The following is a 19054-nucleotide window of genomic DNA, read 5'->3' on the forward strand; positions in this document are numbered from 1 at the left end:
GCTGCTGCGAGATACCAATTTTTGATCACACTTCAATCCGAAGGCCGCAACGTACCCATTGCGGGCGGCCTTATAGTTGTGGTCGCAGACCCGCCACTGCGCTGACGGCTTCCAGTTGCGCCGCGATGTGCAGGACGGTCGACTCGGCAAACCACCGGGAGGTGATCTGTACGCCAATCGGCAATCCCTCGCGGCTCGTGCCAAAGCGCATGGACAATGCAGGAAGACCAGTCAGGTTGAACGGGACTGTTGCGCGTAGGATGTGCCGTGCCGTGACGCTCTGGCCCTCGAGGACGAGCTCGGAAAGGCCGTGCGGTGTCGCCGGCACTGGGGTGACTGGACAGAGGAGCGCGTCGTAGCGACGGAAGAAGTCTGCGAACCCGCCCCTGAGGCGCTCGACCGCTTGGCTCGCGGCCACGTACTCCCGTAGTTCCACATCCGGCGCCGCCAAGATCCGCGCGGCGTACTTGAAGATCTGATCGTGGTGCCCGGCGGTCGCCTCCGCGACGACGGGCTTCACCTCAGGTCCCTGTAGCTTGAGGTATAGATCGATGCCGTCAATCTCCTCTAGCGCTGGGATTCGAATGGGCTCGACGTCGAAGCCGGCGCTCGACAGCGCGCTCGCCGTATCGGCGACGGTCGCCGCCACCTCAGGGTCGATGGGTCCGAAACCGGGCTCTACCAGCCATCCGACCCGCAATCGGTTGGTCGGCTCCGATCCGCAGCCCAAGTCGAGTTCGACCGGGCTGTTGGCGTAGCCGTCTATCCCGTCCGGTCCGGAGAGGAGTCGGTAGGCGAGCGCGACGTCGCGCACGCTCCTCGCCATGGGGCCGACATGCCAAAGGCGCCTGGGCACCTCGGGCCAATGACCCGTGGTTGGGATGCGCCCGTGAGTCGCTTTAAGCGCCACAATCCCGGTATGAGCGGCTGGGCCACGCACGGAGATCGCGACGTCGCTGCCGAGACCGAGCGGCGATAGGCCGGCCGCGATCGCCGCCGACTCGCCCCCGCTCGATCCGCCCGGCGTCCGGCTTAGATCCCAAGGGTTGTTGGTCCGGCCAGTAAGCAGGTTTTCGGTCTCAATCGCGTACGAGAACTCGGGTAGGTTCGTCTTGGCGAGCAGGATAGCGCCCGCATGCCGAAGGCGGGCGACGCTGGTCGCGTCCACGGTCGGGATACGTCCCCGGAAGATCGGTGAGCCTCGCTGCGTCGGCACCTCGGCAGTATCGAGCGAGTCCTTGACCGTAAACGGCACGCCGTGAAGCGGCCCGAGGTCGTCGCCGCGCCGCACGGCCTGCTCGGCCGCCCGTGCCTCCGCGAGGGCGCGCTCAGCCACGAGCGTCACGACCGCGTTCAGTTGCGGGTCCACCGCCTCGATCCGATCGATGTGAGCCTGCACGAGCTCGACCGGCGATATGCTCTTCGCCGCCACCTGTGCGGCCTGTTCGGTCGCGTCCTCGAAGGGCATGGCTAATCCTCAGACTGAGAGTGTGGCTTAGGCCTCAGGGCACGTACCGGTGGCTTGGCGCGTTCCACTCTCGGCCGAATCTTCCAGCTCGGCGAGACGCTGCGTCAAGCCGAGGTCGTGATCGAAGCGCGGCTGATCGCGTCGCGCGGGGCTATGGAGACACCAGAGGCGTTGACGGCCTCGGCGGGCAGCCTGTCACCGAAGACGAAGATGCAACCCGTCGCCCGAAGAGCAATGCGCGCGAAGGGCCGTGACCGTCCCGGGGCGAAACACGATCGTGCGCTCACCCCGCCCCGACATGCGCGCGGGGGGCGTCAGAGTGCCGGGACGCCGCGAGAGGGCGGAGAAGGTCCAGGAACGCCGCGAACACCGGCCGCATCTGTCGACGCGAGGGATAATAGAGGAAGAAGCCGGGAAATGGCGGCGTCCACGCCTCGAACAACCGGACTAGTGAACCTCGCGCGATCTCGGTGGCGACGTCTGGTTCGAGCATGTAGCCGACGCCGAGCCCCTGCAGCGTGCAGTCCAGCGTGAGCGAAGGATCGTTGAAGGTCAGCGGGCCCGATACGCGTACCTCGAACTCCTCTCCACCCCTGCGGAACCGCCACGGGAGAAGGTTGCCGGCCGACGTCATGCGGTAATGGATGCAACGGTGGCGCACGAGGTCACGGGGATGCTTGGGCGTGCCGTACCGCGCGAGGTAGCCGGGTGACGCGACCACCGCCATGCGCAGGTCAGGGCCGACCTTGAGGGCGATCATGTCTCGCTCGATCTTCTCCCCGAACCGGATGCCGGCATCGAACCCGTCGGCCACGATATTCCGGAAGGCATACTCGACGAGAACCTCAACCGTCGCCTCCAGGTGTTCCTCTACGAACGCCGGCAGGACGGGGCGGATGACAGCCTCGTAGGCCTGTCGTGTTGCTGTGAGCCGGAGCGTTCCCGATACGCCCTGCCGGCCGCGGTCTAGGGCCTGGAGGACGCTCTCGATCCCTTGAAGCGCCGGTCCGAGGGTGCCGAGCACGGCCTCTCCGGCCTCGCTGACAGACACGCTGCGACTGTTGCGCTGGAGAAGTCGGACACCGAGCCGCGTCTCCAGGCGCCGTATGGTGTGGCTCAGGTTCGAGGTCGAGGTCCCAAGCTCGGCCGCCGCACGCCGGAAGCTGCGCAGGCGCGCGACCACCGCGAAGGCGGCAAGATCGTCGAAGCTTGGACGTTGCATCGTGCGATCTCATTCAACGACCCATTCCATCCATCCGAGCTTATCGCACGCACCCGAACACGCCAAACTCGTCGTGAGGTGGCCGAAGAGAGTGATACGATGCGGGATGGAGCGGTGCGCGAAGGGAAGATCAGGATCGGCATCGTCGGCGCGACGCCGAGGCGCGGCTGGGCCGGGTCCGCGCATGTGCCGGCTCTACAAGCGATACCTTCGCTGACCCTGCACGCCGTCGCGACCCGCAGTGAGGCGTCGGCACGCATTGCGGCTGACGCGTTCGGGGCGCCGCTTTGGTTCGGCGATCCCGCGGCCATGATCGAGTACGAGGAGGTCGATGCGGTCGTCATCGCTGTGAAGGCGCCCGATCACTTCGGGCTCGTGCGGCAGGCGCTCCTGTGTGGCAAGCCAGTGTACTGCGAATGGCCGTTCGGGCGCACGGTCGAGGAGGCGCGCACCCTCGACGCGTTGGCCCGGGATCGGAACGTGGCGACAGCGGTCGGTCTCCAAGGTCGGTTCTCGCCTTGGCTTCGTCAGGCGAGAGACCTGGTGGCTACGGGCCGGCTCGGCCGCATCCTCTCGACGTCGCTCCTGGCCTACGACGAGCTCTCGGTCGGCTCCGTCGACGAGGGCAACGCCTACCTGCTCGATGCAGCGAACGGGGCTAATCCGCTCACGATCCACAGTGGGCACTACATCGATGCCCTGTGCTTCGTCCTGGGCGAACTAGTGACTGTCTCGGCCGTCACCGCCGTCAGCAAGCCACGCGTCAGAGTGCGCCAGACGGGTGAGACGAGGACGGCCACGTCTCCCGACCAGATCGCCGTCTGCGGGCTGCTCGAAGACGGCGCGGTCGCGAGCTTCCAGATGCGGGCCGGAAGCGGCGACCCGTCCTTCACTTGGGAGATCCAGGGCGAGCGAGGGGTGCTACGCATCTCGTCCGCCGGCTACTTGATGTGGCATCCCCTGAGACTGGAGGTTTGGGATGCCGAGACTAAGCGCTGGGACGCCCTTCCGCCTCCGGATACGGCGGAGGGCCCCGGAGGTCTGGGGGCGCTTGCAGAACCGGCCCGTAACATCGCCCGCGCCTACGACGCCTTCGCCGCCGACATCCTGACGGGATCCCGGAGTTCGGTGACGTTCTCGGACGCCCGCCGGCGGCGCGAGACGATGGAAGCGGCTCGCACGGCCGCACAGGACGGGGTCGCCAAGTCTCCGCTTACCTGATGCCCCCGCGCCAAGCGCGGTCCCATCCCCGAGGATCTCTGCAGGTTGGTTTCAGTGAAGCTCTTCTACGCTCCCGGCTCGTGCTCCCTCTCGCCGCACATCGTGCTCCGCGAACTCGGCCTGCCGTTCACGTTGGAGCGTGTCGACCTCGCAACCAAGCAGACGGCATCCGGAGAGGATTACCGCGCGGTCAACCTGAAGGGCTACGTGCCCGCCCTGCAACTCGACGACGGCGAGGTTCTGACGGAGGGGCCCGCGATCACGCAGTACCTAGCGGACGTCCACGCACCCGGCATCCTCGTTCCTCCGCCGGGCACCGTCGAGCGCGGCCGGGCCAACGCTTGGCTGCACTTCATCGGCACCGAGCTGCACAAGCCGTTCGGCCCCCTGTTCGATCCCAGAGTATCACTGGACGCTCGGGCCGCCGCGACCGAGAGTCTGAACCGCGGTTTCCTCATCGTCGAGCGGGCGCTCGCGGATGGGCGCCCCTTCCTGGCCGGCGAAAGCTTCGCCCTGCCCGACATCTACCTCTTCGTGGTGCAGGCTTGGGCATCGATCACCGGCTTCAACTTGAGCCCGTTCCCCCGCATGATCGACCTCTCCGGACGCGTGGCAACGCGGCCCTCGGTGCGGGAGGCCCTCGCAGCGGAAAGGCAGGGGGAGAAGCGCGCGTGACACTGTACAGACAGGTTGTCGATGCGGCGTCGAACGAGGAGACGATCCGACGCGCGTCGCGCGTCGGATCGAGCGTGGCCGCCTAGTCAGGAGCAGCTTTAGGCATGTCCTCGCCTGCGCTTGTCTCGCATTCGTTCGGCACCCCTCGCCACCGAACGCACTACCTGGAATGCGGACCGTTCGACGGACCGTTGATGATCTTCCTCCACGGCTGGCCGAGCATCGGCCTGATGTGGCGCAGCCAGATGGGGGCGTTCGCCGCCGACGGGTGGCGCTGCGTCGCGCCCGACCTGCGCGGTTTCGGCGGCTCGTCCGCGCCCGCGGCGATCGACGCCTACGCCGTCGAGAACGTCGTCGCCGACATGGTGGAGCTTCACGACCATCTGGGCGGCAAGCCCGCGATCTGGGTCGGCCACGATTGGGGCTGTGTCGTGGTCGGCGCGTTGGCCGCCCACCATCCGCAGCGCAGCCGCGGGGTGGGGCTGACCTCGCTGGCCTATCAGCCCGCCGGTCACGCCCTGCAGACGCTGGTCCCGCTCGTCGACCGGACGATCTACCCGGCTGACCGGTACCCGGACGGCCAGTGGGACTACTACCGCTTCTACACCACGCACTTCGAGGCGGCGGTGGCGGACTTGGACGCGGACCGCAGGGCATCGCTGGCCTCGATCTTTCGGTCAGGCAGCCCGGCCACGCTCGGCGAGGTCGCACCGCTCGCGTTGGTGACGCGGAACGGGGGGCGCTTCGGCGACGCGCACCGGGCCCCACCGACTGAGCGCGACCCGCTAATCTGGTCGGTGGCGGATTTCGACGATTTGGTGCGGGCGTTCAAGATTACGGGCTTCCATCCGCCCTGCGCGTGGTACCTGAACGACGATGCCGCCGTCGCCTACGCGCGGCAGGCCCCCGATCACGGCCGCCTCTCTCAGCCCGTGCTATTCATCGACGGCCACTTCGATCAGGTCTGCACTATCGCCGGCAATCGCCAGGGCGACCCAATGCGTGCGGCCTGTAGCGACCTGACTGTCGTGAGCCTGCCAGCTGGGCACTGGCTACCGCTGGAGCGGGCTGCGGAGCACATCGATGCCGTCCGGACCTGGCTCCGGAGCAAGAAGCTCGACGGCGGGATGCGGTAGCGGCCCTACGCGTTGGTCGTCACCCGCCCCTCCATTCCCTGCCGCATCCCGCTCCCGGAGCCGCGTCATGCCGCATGAACACGTCGTCGTCCGCACCTCAGATGGCGAATGCCCCACGCACGTATTGACGCCCGACGGCAAGGGGCCGTGGCCGGGCGCGGTCATGTACATGGACGCTGGCGGGATCCGGCCCGCCATGATCGACATGGCGCGACGGCTCGCGGGAGCAGGTTAGGTCGTGCTGCTGCCGGACCTCTTCTACCGCTACGGACCCTACGGCCCCTTCGTGCCCAGGAACGTCCTCGCAGGCGACTTCCGCGCGATCCTGGGGCCGCTGATGGCCACGACGGGGAACGACAAGGCTGCCGAAGATACGGGCGCACTCATCGCCTGTCTTGACGCGCGCGGCGACGTCGCTGGCCGACGTATCGGCGCGGTCGGCTTCTGCATGGGCGGTGGCATGGCTCTCGGCGCGGCGGCCGCGTTCCCCGACCGCTTCGCCGCCGTCGCGAGCTTTCACGGCGGGAACCTCGCCACCGACGCGCCGACCAGTCCCCACCGTGGCGCACCGTGCATCGAGGCCGAGGTCTACGTCGCGGCGGCCGAGGACGACCGTAGCTACCCGACCGAGATGGCCGCCACCCTGGAGGCCGCGCTGAGCGACGCCGGCGTGACATTCCGTGCCGAGACCTATCCCGCCGAACATGGCTGGATGATCCCGGACTTCCCAGTCTACGATCGAGTGGCCGCGGAACGCGGGTGGAGCGAATTGATCGCGTTGTATGGGCGCATCCTGCATCGTCCGAACGATCAGCCCCGCGTCGGCGGTCGATAGTACGATTGTGCCAGCCCCTCATCATGGAGCAGACATGTTTACCCACGTGATGATCGGCAGCAACGATCTCGACCGGTCAAGAGCCTTCTACGACGCCACATTCGCCGCGTTGGGCGGCAAGCCGGGTGAGATGGATGCTAAGGGCAGGCTGATCTACGCCCACGAAGGCGGTCGCCTGATGATCACCAAGCCAATCGACGGGCAGCCGGCGACCGCGGCCAACGGCGGGACCATCGGTATCGCCGCCGAGAGCCCGGACCACGTTCGCGCGTGGCACGAGGCTGGCGCCAAGCTCGGCGGTACCGCGATTGAAAGCCCGCCCGCGGAGCGCCCGAACGGGTCCTTCGTCGCCTACCTCCGTGATCCGGACGGAAACAAGCTGACCGCACGGTCCAAGCCGACGAGGTGACGAGGGCGGCCCTCGATCGTTTCTCGGAGGGGCACGCGACATCCGCCTCGCACGCACTCTAAACGACGCGCCGGCGAACGCTTGGCGCAGACGAGGAGGGGCTCCGGAGCAAGCTTCGGCCGTACGAGACGTCGCGCCGCTCCGTCCGTCACGGTGCCGTGGGACGTGATCTGGTACCATCACATCGGGTCCGGCCAATCGCATGCCGGAAGCTCGACTTCGACGGGATCGAGTGGATCCGGTTCGCCTGCGACGGAGGCGACCGACGGTGGTACGAGTAGGCGTCGGGGACCTCCGGTCTCGTCCGGAGATCCAAGCCTGGGAGTCGTCACCCGGTGCATGGACGCAGCATGACCACGGGAGCATCGTGATGGGTTCGTCATCGGGCACGGGCGTACGGTCCGTTCCGCCGCCGAGGGCGAGCGCTATCGCGGGCTGGTACGAAAGAGCCGACCTCGCCGACGCCTTCGCAGTGACGCTGCCAGGACGGGAACCACATGACCTGGCTGCCCTGGCCGAGCGGTCGCTCCGAAATCCCGCACCGTGGTTCGGACTCGCGATGCGGTTGCGCGACGCAGCCGTGCGTCCTTTCGGTGTGCGAACCTCGCGCCAGATCCGTGATCACCTCCGCAGCCGGGATGCCGACCGGATCGACTTTTTCCCGGTCCTGTCGCGCTCGGAACGGGAGATCGTGCTCGGCAAGGACGACCGGCACCTCGATTTTCGCCTGTCCCTGATGCTGACCGCACGGCCGGACGGCAGGAAGGATCTAACGGCCACGACGATTGTGCGTTGCCACGGTCTTCTCGGCCGGGGCTACCTTGCCGCGATCATGGCTGGTCACGTGTTGGTCGTCCGATCGGCCCTGCGGCAGGCGTCGCGCGACTGACCGTTCGGACGAAAAACAAATCTTTGACGATCAGGGGTCGGGCGGTCACCTGGAACAGGCCACTACATCCTCCGTGAGGCACGCACCCCGGGCGCGACCACAGAGGGCTCGACGCTCAGCCTAAAACGTCCGCTGCAACGGCGATGAGATCATGATGGCCGAGGCCTACGCGCTCTATGGGACGTTCGCCGAGGATTCTGGCCCCCCGATGGATCCGGGCGTGCGCCGGCGGATCCTAAGTGGGGCCGTAGACGCGCGGACCTACATCGCCGCCCGCTGGCGCGCCGAGGCCGATGCCCGCGAGATGCTGCAGGCCTTCGGCACGGTCGATGCGCTGCTCGTCCCGACGGCGCGCACCCTGCCGATCCCGCTCGCCAAGGTGGACGAGGCGACGACGCCGGCGGTCCTGACGCGCTTCGTCAACCAGATCGACTTCTGCGCGCCCGCTATACCGAACGGGCTGTCCGCGATGGGCCTGCCGATCTCGCTGCAGATCGTCCGCCGGCCTTTCGATGAGGCACAAGCGCTTCGCATCGGCCTCGCCTTCGAAGCCGCAACGGCGTTTCACCGTGCGACCCCGCCCATGGCAGCGTGAGGGTGCGATAGGCACTCGGATCGACGGAGCCTGACGAGCTCGGCGCGCGACGCTCACGCCGTTCAGCCATGGGCGCGGCGCGCGTCGAGGACGATGGGTTGCCCGTGCGGGGTCGAGCGGGCAGCTAGATCCCAGGCATCCCGCAACGCGGCAAGTCCATCCCGGTCAGTCACGGCCTTGCGAACCAGGATCGCCTCGAGGGCGCAGAGCCAAGCCTGATAGGTGGCCTCGCCGCAGGGCGCGGAGGCGGGATCGGCGCGCATCGCCGCCGCCAGCGCCTCGGTCCATTCCGGCCAGGTAAACAGTCCCGCCTCGTGCAGCGACACCGCCATCGCGAAGACCTGGGCCTCCCAGGGCTCGCGGAACACAGGCGCCTCGCTGTTCGACCGATCAGGTGACGGGCTCAAGATAGCTCTCCCAGGCATCCACCGAGACGCTTAGCGTCGGGTCAGCCTCCACACCCCACAGCTCGGTGCCGCTGAAGCGGATCGTGTAGAGCCATTGCGGGTCCTCGCCGAGGCCGTGGGCATTGGTGTCCGGCAGCACGAAGACGCCGTGCGCCCGTTCGACCGTCCCAACCTTTCCGCGCACGTAGCGCGGCAGGCGGGTGTGGGTCGGCGGGTTGATCACCCGCATGCGCACGGCCTCATTCACGGAGAAGCGCGCCGGCGCGGACGGCTCACGCGCGTACCGTGTGCCCGCGGCGAGCGCCGGGCTGACCGCTTCCGCGCGGAGCACTCGCGGCACCGAACGAGCGGGCTCCCGAGACGCTCCGGCCGCGACCTCTTCGGCCGTGACCATCCCCTCCGCGATCAGCCGGTTCGTCAGCGCCTCCAGCCAGATCCGGTAGTAGGACGAGCCGTAATACATGGCCGGGGGCAGCGACTCCCGGCTGAAGCGCATGGCGTCGATGGTCCAAACGCCGGTGGCCGAGGCCGCCAGCGTCACGGCGAGCACCCGCTTCTCCCAGTCCGCGTGGAAGCGGACTGCCTCAGGCTCCGGCACGATGGGGCCGAAGCCCATCATGCCGCCGACGTCCTGCGGTCCGTTCATGAGGCGGCCGCCGGCTGACGGGCGACGCCTGCGCCGATCATCGAGTCGCGAGTGACGAGGTCGGCGAGCGCCGCCTCGTCGAGCCCCTCGCTGCTGGGCGGGCGCTGCGGAATGACGAAGTAGCGCGTCTCGGCGGTCGAGTCCCAGACCCGGATCTGCCGGTCCGCGGGCAGGCTGACGCCGAACTCGGCCAGCACACCGCGCGGGTCGATCACCGCGCGCGAGCGGTAGGCCGGGCTCTTATACCAGGCCGGCGGCAGGCCGAGCACCGGCCAGGGGTAGCAGGAGCACAGGGTGCAGACCACGAGGTTATGCTGCGCCTCGGTGTTCTCAACGGCCACCATGTGCTCGCCCTGCCGGCCGCCGAAGCCGAGGGCGGCGATCGCGGCGGTGGCGTCCCGCAGAAGCCAGTCGCGATAGGCCGGATCATTCCAAGCTCTCGCCACGACGCGGGCGCCGTTGCGCGGCCCGATCTTTGTCTCGTACGTCTCGATGATCGCCTCGAGCGCGGCCGGGTCAACGTAGCCTTTGGCAACCAACAGCGTCTCGAGCGCGCGCACCCGCAACTCGGTCTCCGACAGGGCGCTGCCGCGATCGTGATGATCGTGCCCATGATGATTGTGCCCGTGGTCGTTGTTCATCGGCAAACCTTTCCCGACGTCGTCGCGCGCTGTCAGCGCGCCGATCTTAGTCAGCGCGAACATCATCCCGAACCCTCGATCCTGGCGTCAACCGTACGGTGTCGGGTGTGACGCCACCCGCGCTAGGATGCGAGATTGAACTCAGGACGCTCGACCGCCCCGCTCTCGATGCGCCCAATCAGACCGTGAATGTCGCCTAGCACCCACAGGTCCCGGACCTTGCCCAGCGCGAAGGTGAAGACTGGCGCACCGTACCACCAGACGTGGCGGCCGGTCGGCGGCTGGCCGAACAGCGGCTTGCGGTGAATGCCATGAAACCGCAGCTTGCCGGTGACTTGATCGCCTTCCTCGACGAGGCCGAGGATGTCCGAGGTGTAGTGCTCCAGGGAGTCTGTCACCCAACGCACGTATTCGGCGAACTGGGCATGTCCAACCAGGACCGGACCCAGGGAACCACGGAAGGTGAAGTCGGCGTGGAAGATCTCGGGGATCAGCCGAACGTCGGCGTGGTCCCACATGTCCTTGTAGAATTTGCGCACGACCTCCTTCTGCGGGCTCAGCGCCGCGCGGTCGATCGGCATCGGTGGCTCCAGGCCGTGAGGGGCGGCAATCATAGGCGTTCGTCTCTCAGTGTCGGAAGGGGGCACGCGCTGGGCTACGGCGCGCGAGGTCGACGGTGCCGTGTCAGGCGCTCGGGGCTGCTGCAGGCAGCGGCGGCAGCTCGTCCCTCGCCGAGGGCGTCGCCTGCGTGATGTCACGGCCACGGGTCTCGGGCAGGAACAGCAGGGCGAGGATGGCGAGACCGTACGCCCCAGCCGTGTAGAGTCCGATCGCCGTGCCGAGAGGCAGCGTCGTACTCAGCAGGCCGACAAACGCCGGGAAGAGGGCGCCGATTCCGCGGCCGACGTTGTAGCAGAAGCCCTGCCCGGTACCGCGCACCTCGGTCGGGAAAAGCTCGGCGAAGTACGCGCCAGTTGGGGCGAACATCGCGTTCGCGCAGAAGCCCAGCGGGAAGCCGAGGACGAGCATCAGCGCGTTGTCGATCGGCGCGAGAGTGTAAAGGCACACGACGATTGTCGACAGAACGGCAAACAGCAGGAACGTGCGACGGCGTCCGATCCAGTCGGCGAGGTGGGCACCTGCCAGGAAGCCGCAGAAAGCACCGAAGATGATCACCGCGAGGTATGACCCGGTGCCAAGGACGGACAGACCCTTCTGTGTCTTCAAGTAGGTCGGCAGCCACGTGACTACCGCGTAGTAGCCGCCCTGGAGGCCGACGGCGAAGAGGGACGACAGCACCGTGGTCCGCAGCAGGTCGCGGTGGAAGATACGCACGACCTGTCGCATCCCAGGCCGACGGTCAGTCGCTGACCGCGCACGGGCCACGGCCTCGAAGACCTCCGACTCGGTCACGTAGCGCCGGATGAAGATGACGAGCAGGGCTGGCAGAACGCCGATCCAGAACATGACCCGCCACGCCTGCTCTTGCGGTAGGATTGAGAAGAGCAACGTGAACAGGAGGGCGGCCCCCGCCCACCCGACCGCGAAGCCGCTGTGGACTGTGCCTGCGGCCCGGCCGCGGAACGTCGGCCGGATTACTTCCGAGATCAGGACCGCGCCAGCCGCCCACTCCCCGCCGAAGCCCAGGCCCTGCAGGCTACGCAGAACGAGGAGGTGCCAGTAGTCGGTCGCGAACCCACTCAGGAACGTGAAGACCGCGAACCAGACGACAGTGATCTGCAGGGTCCGCACCCGGCCGAACCGGTCGCTGAGGGCGCCGGCGATCCATCCCCCCATCGCGGAGAACACGAGCGCCACAGTCCCGACATAACCGGCCTGGACCTGCGTCATACCCCACGTCGCGATTAGCGTCGGGATCACGAACGAGTAGATCTGCACGTCGAAGGCATCGAGCGCCCAGCCCCCGAAGCAGGCCGTCATCGTCCGCCGTTCACGCTGAGTGAGATCCTGCCACCACATCCGCATCGTCACCCTCCGTCGTCGGGACGGTGACCATGGAGGGGCCGACGTCCGAGTACGGGGTAGAGAATGAGCGAGGCAAAAACGCTTGAAAACGTAGATTTTTGCTTTTGATCAATGCAGATTTGCAGCTTCGGGCAATCTGCATATGTCCTGAGCAGCTGACGATAATGGGCCTCCTCACCGACTTCGACTGGACGGATCTGCACACCTTCCTCGAGGTCGCCCGCGGCGGCAGCGCAGCCCGAGCCGCAGAGGCGCTGCACGTCGATGCCACCACGGTCCGGAGGCGCATCGCGTCGCTGGAGGATGCGATCGGCCTAACTCTCTTCGTGCGGTCGGGCCGGTCCGCGCAGCTCAGTGGGGACGGTGATCGCATCTTCGCCATCGTCTCGCGGATGGAGGAGCTCAGCAAGGCCATCTCCCGCGATGCCACGGACGCGTCGCGCGATCTGGTTGGCGTCGTACGCGTCTCAACGATGGAGGGTTTCGGGAGCTACTTCCTCGCTCCGCGCCTGAGCGAGTTCATTCGACGCCACCCGAGGCTGTCGATCCAACTGGTCGCGTCCCAGACGATCCTCAACCTGTCCGAGCGGGAGGCCGACATTTCACTGAACATGGTCCGGCCGCAGCGAGGACGCCTCATCGTGCGCCGGGCAGGGCACTTCAGCGTCGGGCTGTACGGATCGCCGGGCTATCTCGAGCACGCTGGCGTGCCGTCGGTCCTGGCGGACCTCCGATCGCATGAGTTCGTCACCTACGTCGAAGAGCTGATCTCAGTCCCCCACGTGCGCTGGCTGCCCGACGTCATCGCCGAGCCTAGGTCCCGTTTTGCCTGCACGAGCCTCGTCGCGCAGTACGAGGCGGCCATCGAAGGGGCGGGTCTGGCCATGCTCCCGACGTTCATGGCGCGGCGGCGCGGGGGCTTGGTCAGGGTGATGCCCAGCGAGGTCAACCTCGTCCGCGACTGGTGGCTCGTCGTGCACGCCGATCTGCAGAACGTACCCCGCATCCGCGCTGCCATCACCTTCATCAACGAGATTATGCGCCGCGATCAGGCGATACTGATGAGCGATCCCGCCGGACAGCCGAGCGAGTAGAGTGTTGTTTCGAGGTTTGATGTCGACCGGCGATCTCACCGCGCGACCCTGCGGCGGGGCCCGTGCTACTAGCGTGAGACGGGCGCCGGCGGCCTCCGTCTCACGCCCGATCCTGCCACCCCTGTAGACAGGCGGTCAGAGCGAAACGACCGGATCGCCTGTCCGCACGATCCCGCCGACGAGGATCCGCGCGTTGAGGCCGGATCGGTTGAGGATCAGATTGAAGATCTCTTTGCCCGTTATCTTCTCGATGTGACGACACGGGACACTCAGACGCGTAGCCTCGACGACGACGGAGCCGATGCGGAAGCGGCGACCGACGAGATGGTTGAGGGGCACGCCACGCGTCGTGATGTTCCGGCGATGGTCCGCGGGCGAGAGTTCGACGCCGTGGTCGCGCCACAAGGCTTCTAGGGTTTCCTCTTCGAAGAACGTCACTTGGCGTCCCTCCTCGGGCTTGTTCGAGTAGAACCCGCTGCCGACCGCGTAGCGGTCGCCCTCAATGCCATAGCCGGCGACAAGAGAGATCGCGGCCATCGCCTGCATGGGGAGGAACGCCCGCGGACCCAGGTGCAGGTGCGCCACCCGTCCGTGCCATCCCATCCCGACCTCGCTCCGGCGATCTGCATCGTCGGACCTTAATGCGGTCGTCGCGTCGCCGTCAGAATGAGGCTTGGTAGCCTCGATGATGCTCTCGTTCTGAACGCCCATACCCCGGCCCGTCCCCAAAGTGCCGTGCCGATTGAACGCCGCCACAACGTCCGGTCGCGGTCGAGATCGACATCTCCCGTATCTTAATCGTTGAGTGGGTCCACAGGCAACATGTTGCCCGATGGACAATCTCCTGGGCCATGGTTTATCGGATGCCGCCGGTGTGGCGGAATCTCAAGCCGTCGGCTCGGGTGGCGCTAGCGCCGAGGACGCATGGCAGACACGAAGAACGCCCGTGCCTCAGCGCGGACGGCGGAGGGCCTGGGCAACCGCGTAAAGGCCCTACGACGGCGGCGCGAGCTCACGCTGGAGCAGCTCTCGGCGGCTACAGGGCTGAACAAGGGCTACCTGTCCCGCATCGAGAACGGTGAGAAGGTGCCCTCCATCTCGACCGCCCTGAAGCTCGCGCAGGCGATGGATGTCCCGACCGGTATGCTCTTCGGCGAGACCGTGGACGACGACGACATCCACGTCGCCCGCTCGGTCGATCGGAGTCCGTTGCACGAGCCCGCCGGCTCCGGGCGATACGCCCTCACCCCCCTGTCCGAGGGCGCGCTCGCGTCCCGGGTCGAGTCGTACCTCATGCATCCGTCGAGCGACTTCGAGGCGGACGATCGCGCGCAGCACGCGGGCACGGAGGCGATCTACGTCGTCGACGGGCACGTCGCGATCGCCTTCGCGGACCGGACCGTGGAATTGGCGGCGGGGGACTACATCCAGTTCCCCGGCCACCTCGCGCACCACGTCCGGCGTACCGGAGCGACGGCGATCGTGCTGATCGTCATCGCCCAAAGCTAAACGGCCCGGAGCTCGGCCGCCGATCAGGCCTCCTCGACCGGCCGCATCGCCCAGGTACAGGCCAGGGATACCGCTGCCGCGACCGCGAGGTAGGCCCCCACCGCGGCGATGCTCCCCGTCGCGGACAGGAGCCACGTCGCCGCCAGCGGCGCGACGCCCCCGCCGATCGCTCCCCCGACGTTCGCACTGAGCGAGAGGCCGGTGTAGCGCACCTTCGCGGGGAAGAGCATCGAGAACAGGCTAGCCTCGGGCGCGTACATCACCGGGTACAGGACGCCGAGGGAGAACGCGATCGAGAGGCCGACCAAGATCGCATCTCCGCCGCCGATCACCATGAAGAGCGGAACGGCGCAGATCAGGAGCACGACGTTGCCGGCCGCGAACAGCGCGCGTCTCCCGACCCGGTCGGCGAGGCTCCCGCAGAGCGGCATCAGCACGAGCATGACGACCGCCCCTACCGTGATCCACCGGAGGATGTCGCCCCGCGGCAGGCCGAGGGTCCCGGTCGCGTAGGAGAGCGCGAAGACGGCCATCAGCCAAAACATCGTGATCTCTCCGAGCTTCGCGCCGACGCCGAGCAGGACAGTCGTCAGATGGCGGCTGCCGATCTCCGCGACGGGCACCCGCACCGTCTCGCCGGCCTGCTCGACGCGGGCGAAATCCGGGGACTCGCCGACGCGTCGCCTCACGAAGACGCCGACGACGATGAGCAGCGCGCTGGCTAGGAACGGGAGCCGCCAGCCCCACGACAGGAACGCATCCCCCGGCAGTGAACTCACCCAGGCGAAGACTGCGCTCGACAGGATCAGCGCGAGCGGACATCCAGCCTGGGGCAGGCTGCCGAAGAGGCCGCGGCGTCCCTTCGGCGCGTGCTCGACCGCCATCAGCACGGCCCCACCCCATTCGCCGCCGAGAGCGACACCCTGGCAGATGCGCAGGAAGACCAGGGCGACGACGGCCGACAGGCCGACCTGCTCGTAGGTCGGCAGCAATCCGATGATCGTGGTCGGGATGCCCATAAGCAGGAGGCTCAGGACGAGCATCCTCTTGCGCCCGATCCTGTCGCCGAAGTGACCGAAGAACAGGGCCCCGAGAGGACGGGCAAAGAGACCGGCGGCGAAGGTCGAGAACGCCGCGAGCATGCCGGCGACGGGGTCGAGTGATGAGAAGAACAGCTTGTTGAAGACCAAGGCGCTCGCCGTTCCGAAGATGAAGAAGTCGTACCATTCGATGGTGGTCCCGATCATCGTCGCGAATCCGATGGTTGCCGCAGAGGTTTGCACAACCCGCGGTTCGATAGTTTCGATCGTGGTCGCCGTGCTCATTGAATGGGCCTCCTCAAGATCATCCGCCGAAATGATAGGCAACGAGATTGCCATTGGGCAACTTGTTGTCTACAGGATCGGAAGTTACTTTCGGCGTCAAGGGGGCGTCGGGTGGGTCGCATTCGGTTTGGAGCAGCGCGGAGATGGACTTTCGCTCGCCGAGAAACCTCTTCGGTCAAGTCACGGTGACGGTGGTCGCGCGTCGGATGCTGACTGCTCGGGTCGTGGAACTCGAACTCGCGGACCCGGACGGATGGGACCTCCCGCCCTTCGACGCGGGTGCGCACGTGAGCGTCCACCTGCCGGAGGGAAAGACCCGGCCGTACTCGCTGTGCGGCGACCCGGTGATCTCAGGCCGCTATCGCCTCGCGGTCCTGCGTCAGGACGACGGTCGGGGTGGCTCGGCGTGGATCCACGAGGTCGTCCGGGTCGGCGACACACTCCATGTCTCGCTGCCGCGCAACAACTTCCCCCTGGCGGCCGAGGCCGACCACCATCTCCTCATCGCCGGCGGCATCGGCCTCACGCCGTTCCTGCCGATGGTCGACGTCCTCAACCGGGCCGGACGCGCGTTTCATCTCCACGCCTGCGCCGGCTCGCCCGAGCACATGCCCTACCTGCGGCGGTTACGCGAGCTGGAGGCTGCCGGTGTCGCGACCCTTCATTTCGACGGCGGCGAGCCATCGGCCGGGCTCGACGTCGGCGGCCTCCTCGATGGAAGGGGGCCCGACGTCCACGTGTACTGCTGCGGGCCGAGCTCGTTGATGGATGCGGTCCGGCGGGCCACGGCGACCTGGCCTGAGGATCGCGTCCATTTCGAGCGCTTCCAAGCCGAACCCACCGTTCCGGCCGGGAGCGCGGACGCGACCGTCGAGCTCGCCAGGAGCGGGCTGACGATCGCCGTCCCCGCCGGCCAGTCGATCGCGCGTGCGCTGCTGCGGCACGGGGCAGAGATCGACGTGTCGTGCGAAGCGGGGACCTGCGGCAGTTGCAGGACCCGCTACCTGAGCGGTCGGGTGGATCACCGGGACGTCGTGCTCAGTGCCGCCGAGCGGCGGGACTACATGACTCCCTGCGTCTCCGGCTGCGCCGGCGAGCGCCTGTTGCTCGACCTGTGATCGCACCGCGCCGACGCACGGCGCTGACACCCCATGTCGCCGGGCAGCGACCGGCCACGACGGAGATGGACCGGATGCGACTCTACGTGTTGCCGGGAGCCTGCTCGCTCGCGAGCCACATCGCGCTGGAGGCGGCGGCGGAGCGCGCCCCTACAGCGACGCCCCCCTGGGAGGTCGTCGTGCTCCAGCGGGGCCGCAACCACGATCCCGAGTACGCCGCGGTGAATCCGCTGGGCACGGTTCCCGCCCTGGTCACCGCGTCTGGTGGGCTGATCGTCGAGAGCGTCGCGGTCCTGCTGCATATCGCGGATGCGATCCCGGCGGCCGGTCTGGCGCCACCGGCGGGCGGGGCCGACCGTGACCGGCTGCACATGCTCCTGTCCGCGATGGTGACGGCCGGCCATACCGCGTTCCAGATGCTCTGGCGTTCGGAGCGCTTCGCCGACACGGACGAGGGCCGCGCCGCGGTGCAGCGGATGTGCGAGACCCGGATCGGTGGGCTGTTCGAGCGCCTCGCGCGGGAGATTCGCGGGACGGGCTACCTGATCGGCGACAGTCCCACGGTGGCGGACATGTACCTGTTCGTCCTCGGCCGCTGGGGGCTTCGCCTCGATCGCCCGACCGACCGCTATCCGGGGCTATGGCATTTCACCGAACGCATGGCGGATGCCGGTGCCGTTCAGCGGGCGATGGCCCGGGAGGGGATCGCCCTGCACGGTCCGAAGGCCGGGCTCGGCTAGCAGCGGCGACCGGAACCACCCCGGCCGCGGCATCTCACTCGGCGTCGCACGAGACGAGGGAAAGCATCCTCATGGACCAGCTCTGGGTACCCATCCTCACGCATTACCGCGGCGGCTCGGTCGATCCGGACCGGATGGGGATGCACATGCGATCCCTTCAGCCACATGTCCGGAGCGTCCTTGTCGCCGGTTCCACCGGGGACGGCTGGGATCTCGACGCGAGGGGCTTCGACGAGGCCCTGGAAGTCCTGCGTGACGCGGAAGCCTTCTCATCGCAGGTGGAGGTGCTGATCGGTCTGCTACAGCCCTCGACCGAACGTGTCCTTGCCCGGCTGGACCAGGTGACGGCCTTCCTCGGACGGACGGCGATCGCGGCCCGGATCGTGGGGGTGGCCGTATGCCCGCCGGTCGACGGCGACATCGATCAAGCCGGCATCGTGCGGCACTTCATGGCGGTGATCGACGCCTCGCCCTGGCCGGTCTCGCTGTACCAGTTGCCTCAGGTCACCGGTTGCTCCTTGGAGCCAAAGACGGTCTCGGCGCTGGCGCGCCATCGCAACGTCGCGATGTTCAAGGACAGCAGTGGCGCTGATCTCGTCGCGCTAGCAGACGACGATTACGGGGATCTGCTGCTCGTGCGAGGTGCCGAGGGGTCGTACGCTGCGCACCTCCGCCCGCAGGGCCGCTATCACGGCTGGCTGCTGAGCACGGGGAACGCCTTCGCCGCGCCCCTCCGCGACATCCTGCGGGCGCACGCCGACGGCAGATCCGCGCACGCCGCGGATATCTCACGACGACTCGGCCCAGACATCGACAGGCTGTTCGCGGACGCCGCTACGGTACCGTTCGGCAACGCATTCTCCAACGCGAACCGTGCCGCCGACCACATCCTCGCATACGGGAGCGCCGGGTGGCGAAATGTCGAGCCGCCCGAGACGATCAGCGGCTTGCCGTTGCCCATCCATCTGTTGGAGACCGCCGATCGCATCATCTCAGAGCATATCGAGACGATACGATCGGGATATCTACGCTGACGGCATAGGTCGTCCTGACACGTCCGCTTTCGATTGACGGTCCAAAGTGTATGGATGTCTGCATTGGGCGCTTTGCAGAATTTCTGCTTGCGGGCAGCGCCTCA

Annotated in this window: 21 protein-coding genes; 12 read left to right on the forward strand and 9 right to left on the reverse strand. The window is 67.5% G+C overall.

All coding sequences use genetic code 11. The features are described from left to right. Positions 1 to 70 precede the first annotated feature (70 nt). Both MKL01_RS01610 and MKL01_RS01615 read right to left on the reverse strand, forming a co-directional pair. Positions 71 to 1468, reverse strand: a complete 1398-nt coding sequence (locus tag MKL01_RS01610) for an amidase (protein ID WP_243903488.1) — start codon at positions 1466 to 1468, stop codon at positions 71 to 73. Between the two features lie 283 nt (positions 1469 to 1751). Next, on the reverse strand, positions 1752 to 2690 hold the full coding sequence (locus MKL01_RS01615) for a LysR family transcriptional regulator (RefSeq protein WP_243903489.1): 939 nt from the start codon (positions 2688 to 2690) through the stop codon (positions 1752 to 1754). Here MKL01_RS01615 and MKL01_RS01620 point away from each other — a divergent pair. The 7 genes from MKL01_RS01620 to MKL01_RS01650 all read left to right on the forward strand — a co-directional run bounded on the left by MKL01_RS01620 (position 2685) and on the right by MKL01_RS01650 (position 8450). Further along, complete coding sequence (locus tag MKL01_RS01620) at positions 2685 to 3911, forward strand: Gfo/Idh/MocA family protein (RefSeq protein ID WP_243903490.1); 1227 nt, start codon at positions 2685 to 2687, stop codon at positions 3909 to 3911. The genes MKL01_RS01615 and MKL01_RS01620 overlap by 6 nt on opposite strands. 54 nt (positions 3912 to 3965) lie before the next feature. Further along, on the forward strand, positions 3966 to 4586 hold the full coding sequence (gene gstA, locus MKL01_RS01625; protein ID WP_243903491.1) for a glutathione transferase GstA: 621 nt from the start codon (positions 3966 to 3968) through the stop codon (positions 4584 to 4586). Positions 4587 to 4780: 194 nt separating this feature from the next. Continuing rightward, positions 4781 to 5722, forward strand: a complete 942-nt coding sequence (locus tag MKL01_RS01630) for an alpha/beta hydrolase (RefSeq protein WP_243903492.1) — start codon at positions 4781 to 4783, stop codon at positions 5720 to 5722. A gap of 238 nt (positions 5723 to 5960) precedes the next feature. Then, positions 5961 to 6557 carry a dienelactone hydrolase family protein gene (locus MKL01_RS01635; RefSeq protein ID WP_243903493.1) on the forward strand — a complete coding sequence of 199 codons (597 nt, stop codon included), beginning with the start codon at positions 5961 to 5963 and terminating at the stop codon, positions 6555 to 6557. Between the two features lie 34 nt (positions 6558 to 6591). Further along, positions 6592 to 6966 carry a VOC family protein gene (locus tag MKL01_RS01640; protein ID WP_243903494.1) on the forward strand — a complete coding sequence of 125 codons (375 nt, stop codon included), beginning with the start codon at positions 6592 to 6594 and terminating at the stop codon, positions 6964 to 6966. A 370-nt stretch (positions 6967 to 7336) separates the two neighbouring features. Further along, entirely contained in the window at positions 7337 to 7855 is a 519-nt protein-coding gene (locus tag MKL01_RS01645; protein WP_243903495.1) for a DUF2867 domain-containing protein, read from the forward strand. A 151-nt stretch (positions 7856 to 8006) separates the two neighbouring features. Then, a complete protein-coding gene (locus MKL01_RS01650) occupies positions 8007 to 8450 on the forward strand; it encodes an amidase family protein (protein WP_243903496.1) in 444 nt (147 codons plus the stop codon). 62 nt (positions 8451 to 8512) lie between these two features. Here MKL01_RS01650 and MKL01_RS01655 read toward each other — a convergent pair whose 3' ends face one another. From MKL01_RS01655 to MKL01_RS01675, 5 genes are all read right to left on the reverse strand, one after another. Next, positions 8513 to 8857 carry a nitrile hydratase accessory protein gene (locus MKL01_RS01655; RefSeq protein ID WP_313901431.1) on the reverse strand — a complete coding sequence of 115 codons (345 nt, stop codon included), beginning with the start codon at positions 8855 to 8857 and terminating at the stop codon, positions 8513 to 8515. Continuing rightward, positions 8841 to 9503, reverse strand: coding sequence for a nitrile hydratase subunit beta (gene nthB, locus MKL01_RS01660; RefSeq protein ID WP_243903498.1), 663 nt, complete (start codon positions 9501 to 9503; stop codon positions 8841 to 8843). Before nthB ends, MKL01_RS01655 begins: the two co-directional genes overlap by 17 nt. Further along, positions 9500 to 10144 (reverse strand): nitrile hydratase subunit alpha, encoded by a 645-nt coding sequence (gene nthA, locus MKL01_RS01665; RefSeq protein WP_243903539.1) that lies wholly within the window; start codon positions 10142 to 10144, stop codon positions 9500 to 9502. Before nthA ends, nthB begins: the two co-directional genes overlap by 4 nt. Positions 10145 to 10266: 122 nt before the next feature. Beyond that, positions 10267 to 10725 carry an ester cyclase gene (locus tag MKL01_RS01670; protein WP_243903499.1) on the reverse strand — a complete coding sequence of 153 codons (459 nt, stop codon included), beginning with the start codon at positions 10723 to 10725 and terminating at the stop codon, positions 10267 to 10269. A gap of 103 nt (positions 10726 to 10828) precedes the next feature. Continuing rightward, on the reverse strand, positions 10829 to 12124 hold the full coding sequence (locus MKL01_RS01675; protein ID WP_243903540.1) for an MFS transporter: 1296 nt from the start codon (positions 12122 to 12124) through the stop codon (positions 10829 to 10831). Between the two features lie 170 nt (positions 12125 to 12294). Between MKL01_RS01675 and MKL01_RS01680 the strand changes: the two genes are divergently transcribed. Further along, positions 12295 to 13224: a LysR substrate-binding domain-containing protein gene (locus MKL01_RS01680; RefSeq protein WP_243903500.1), complete on the forward strand. Its 930-nt coding sequence runs from the start codon at positions 12295 to 12297 to the stop codon at positions 13222 to 13224. Between the two features lie 135 nt (positions 13225 to 13359). On the opposite strand, the gene MKL01_RS01685 is transcribed toward MKL01_RS01680, so the two are convergent. Continuing rightward, entirely contained in the window at positions 13360 to 13827 is a 468-nt protein-coding gene (locus MKL01_RS01685; RefSeq protein ID WP_243903541.1) for an MOSC domain-containing protein, read from the reverse strand. A 321-nt stretch (positions 13828 to 14148) separates the two neighbouring features. Between MKL01_RS01685 and MKL01_RS01690 the strand changes: the two genes are divergently transcribed. Then, a complete protein-coding gene (locus MKL01_RS01690) occupies positions 14149 to 14733 on the forward strand; it encodes a helix-turn-helix domain-containing protein (RefSeq protein ID WP_243903501.1) in 585 nt (194 codons plus the stop codon). A 23-nt stretch (positions 14734 to 14756) separates the two neighbouring features. On the opposite strand, the gene MKL01_RS01695 is transcribed toward MKL01_RS01690, so the two are convergent. Continuing rightward, a complete protein-coding gene (locus MKL01_RS01695; RefSeq protein ID WP_243903502.1) occupies positions 14757 to 15980 on the reverse strand; it encodes an MFS transporter in 1224 nt (407 codons plus the stop codon). A gap of 221 nt (positions 15981 to 16201) precedes the next feature. Between MKL01_RS01695 and MKL01_RS01700 the strand changes: the two genes are divergently transcribed. The 3 genes from MKL01_RS01700 to MKL01_RS01710 all read left to right on the forward strand — a co-directional run bounded on the left by MKL01_RS01700 (position 16202) and on the right by MKL01_RS01710 (position 18950). Next, the gene (locus MKL01_RS01700; RefSeq protein ID WP_243903503.1) at positions 16202 to 17176 is read left to right on the forward strand and encodes a PDR/VanB family oxidoreductase; all 975 of its coding nucleotides are present in this window, start codon (positions 16202 to 16204) and stop codon (positions 17174 to 17176) included. A gap of 74 nt (positions 17177 to 17250) precedes the next feature. Next, on the forward strand, positions 17251 to 17916 hold the full coding sequence (locus MKL01_RS01705; RefSeq protein ID WP_243903504.1) for a glutathione S-transferase family protein: 666 nt from the start codon (positions 17251 to 17253) through the stop codon (positions 17914 to 17916). Positions 17917 to 17987: 71 nt separating this feature from the next. Continuing rightward, complete coding sequence (locus MKL01_RS01710) at positions 17988 to 18950, forward strand: dihydrodipicolinate synthase family protein (protein ID WP_243903505.1); 963 nt, start codon at positions 17988 to 17990, stop codon at positions 18948 to 18950. The last annotated feature ends 104 nt before the right edge of the window (positions 18951 to 19054 follow it).

Source organism: Methylobacterium sp. J-070, assembly GCF_022829385.1.
In the GTDB taxonomy this organism is placed as follows: domain Bacteria; phylum Pseudomonadota; class Alphaproteobacteria; order Rhizobiales; family Beijerinckiaceae; genus Methylobacterium.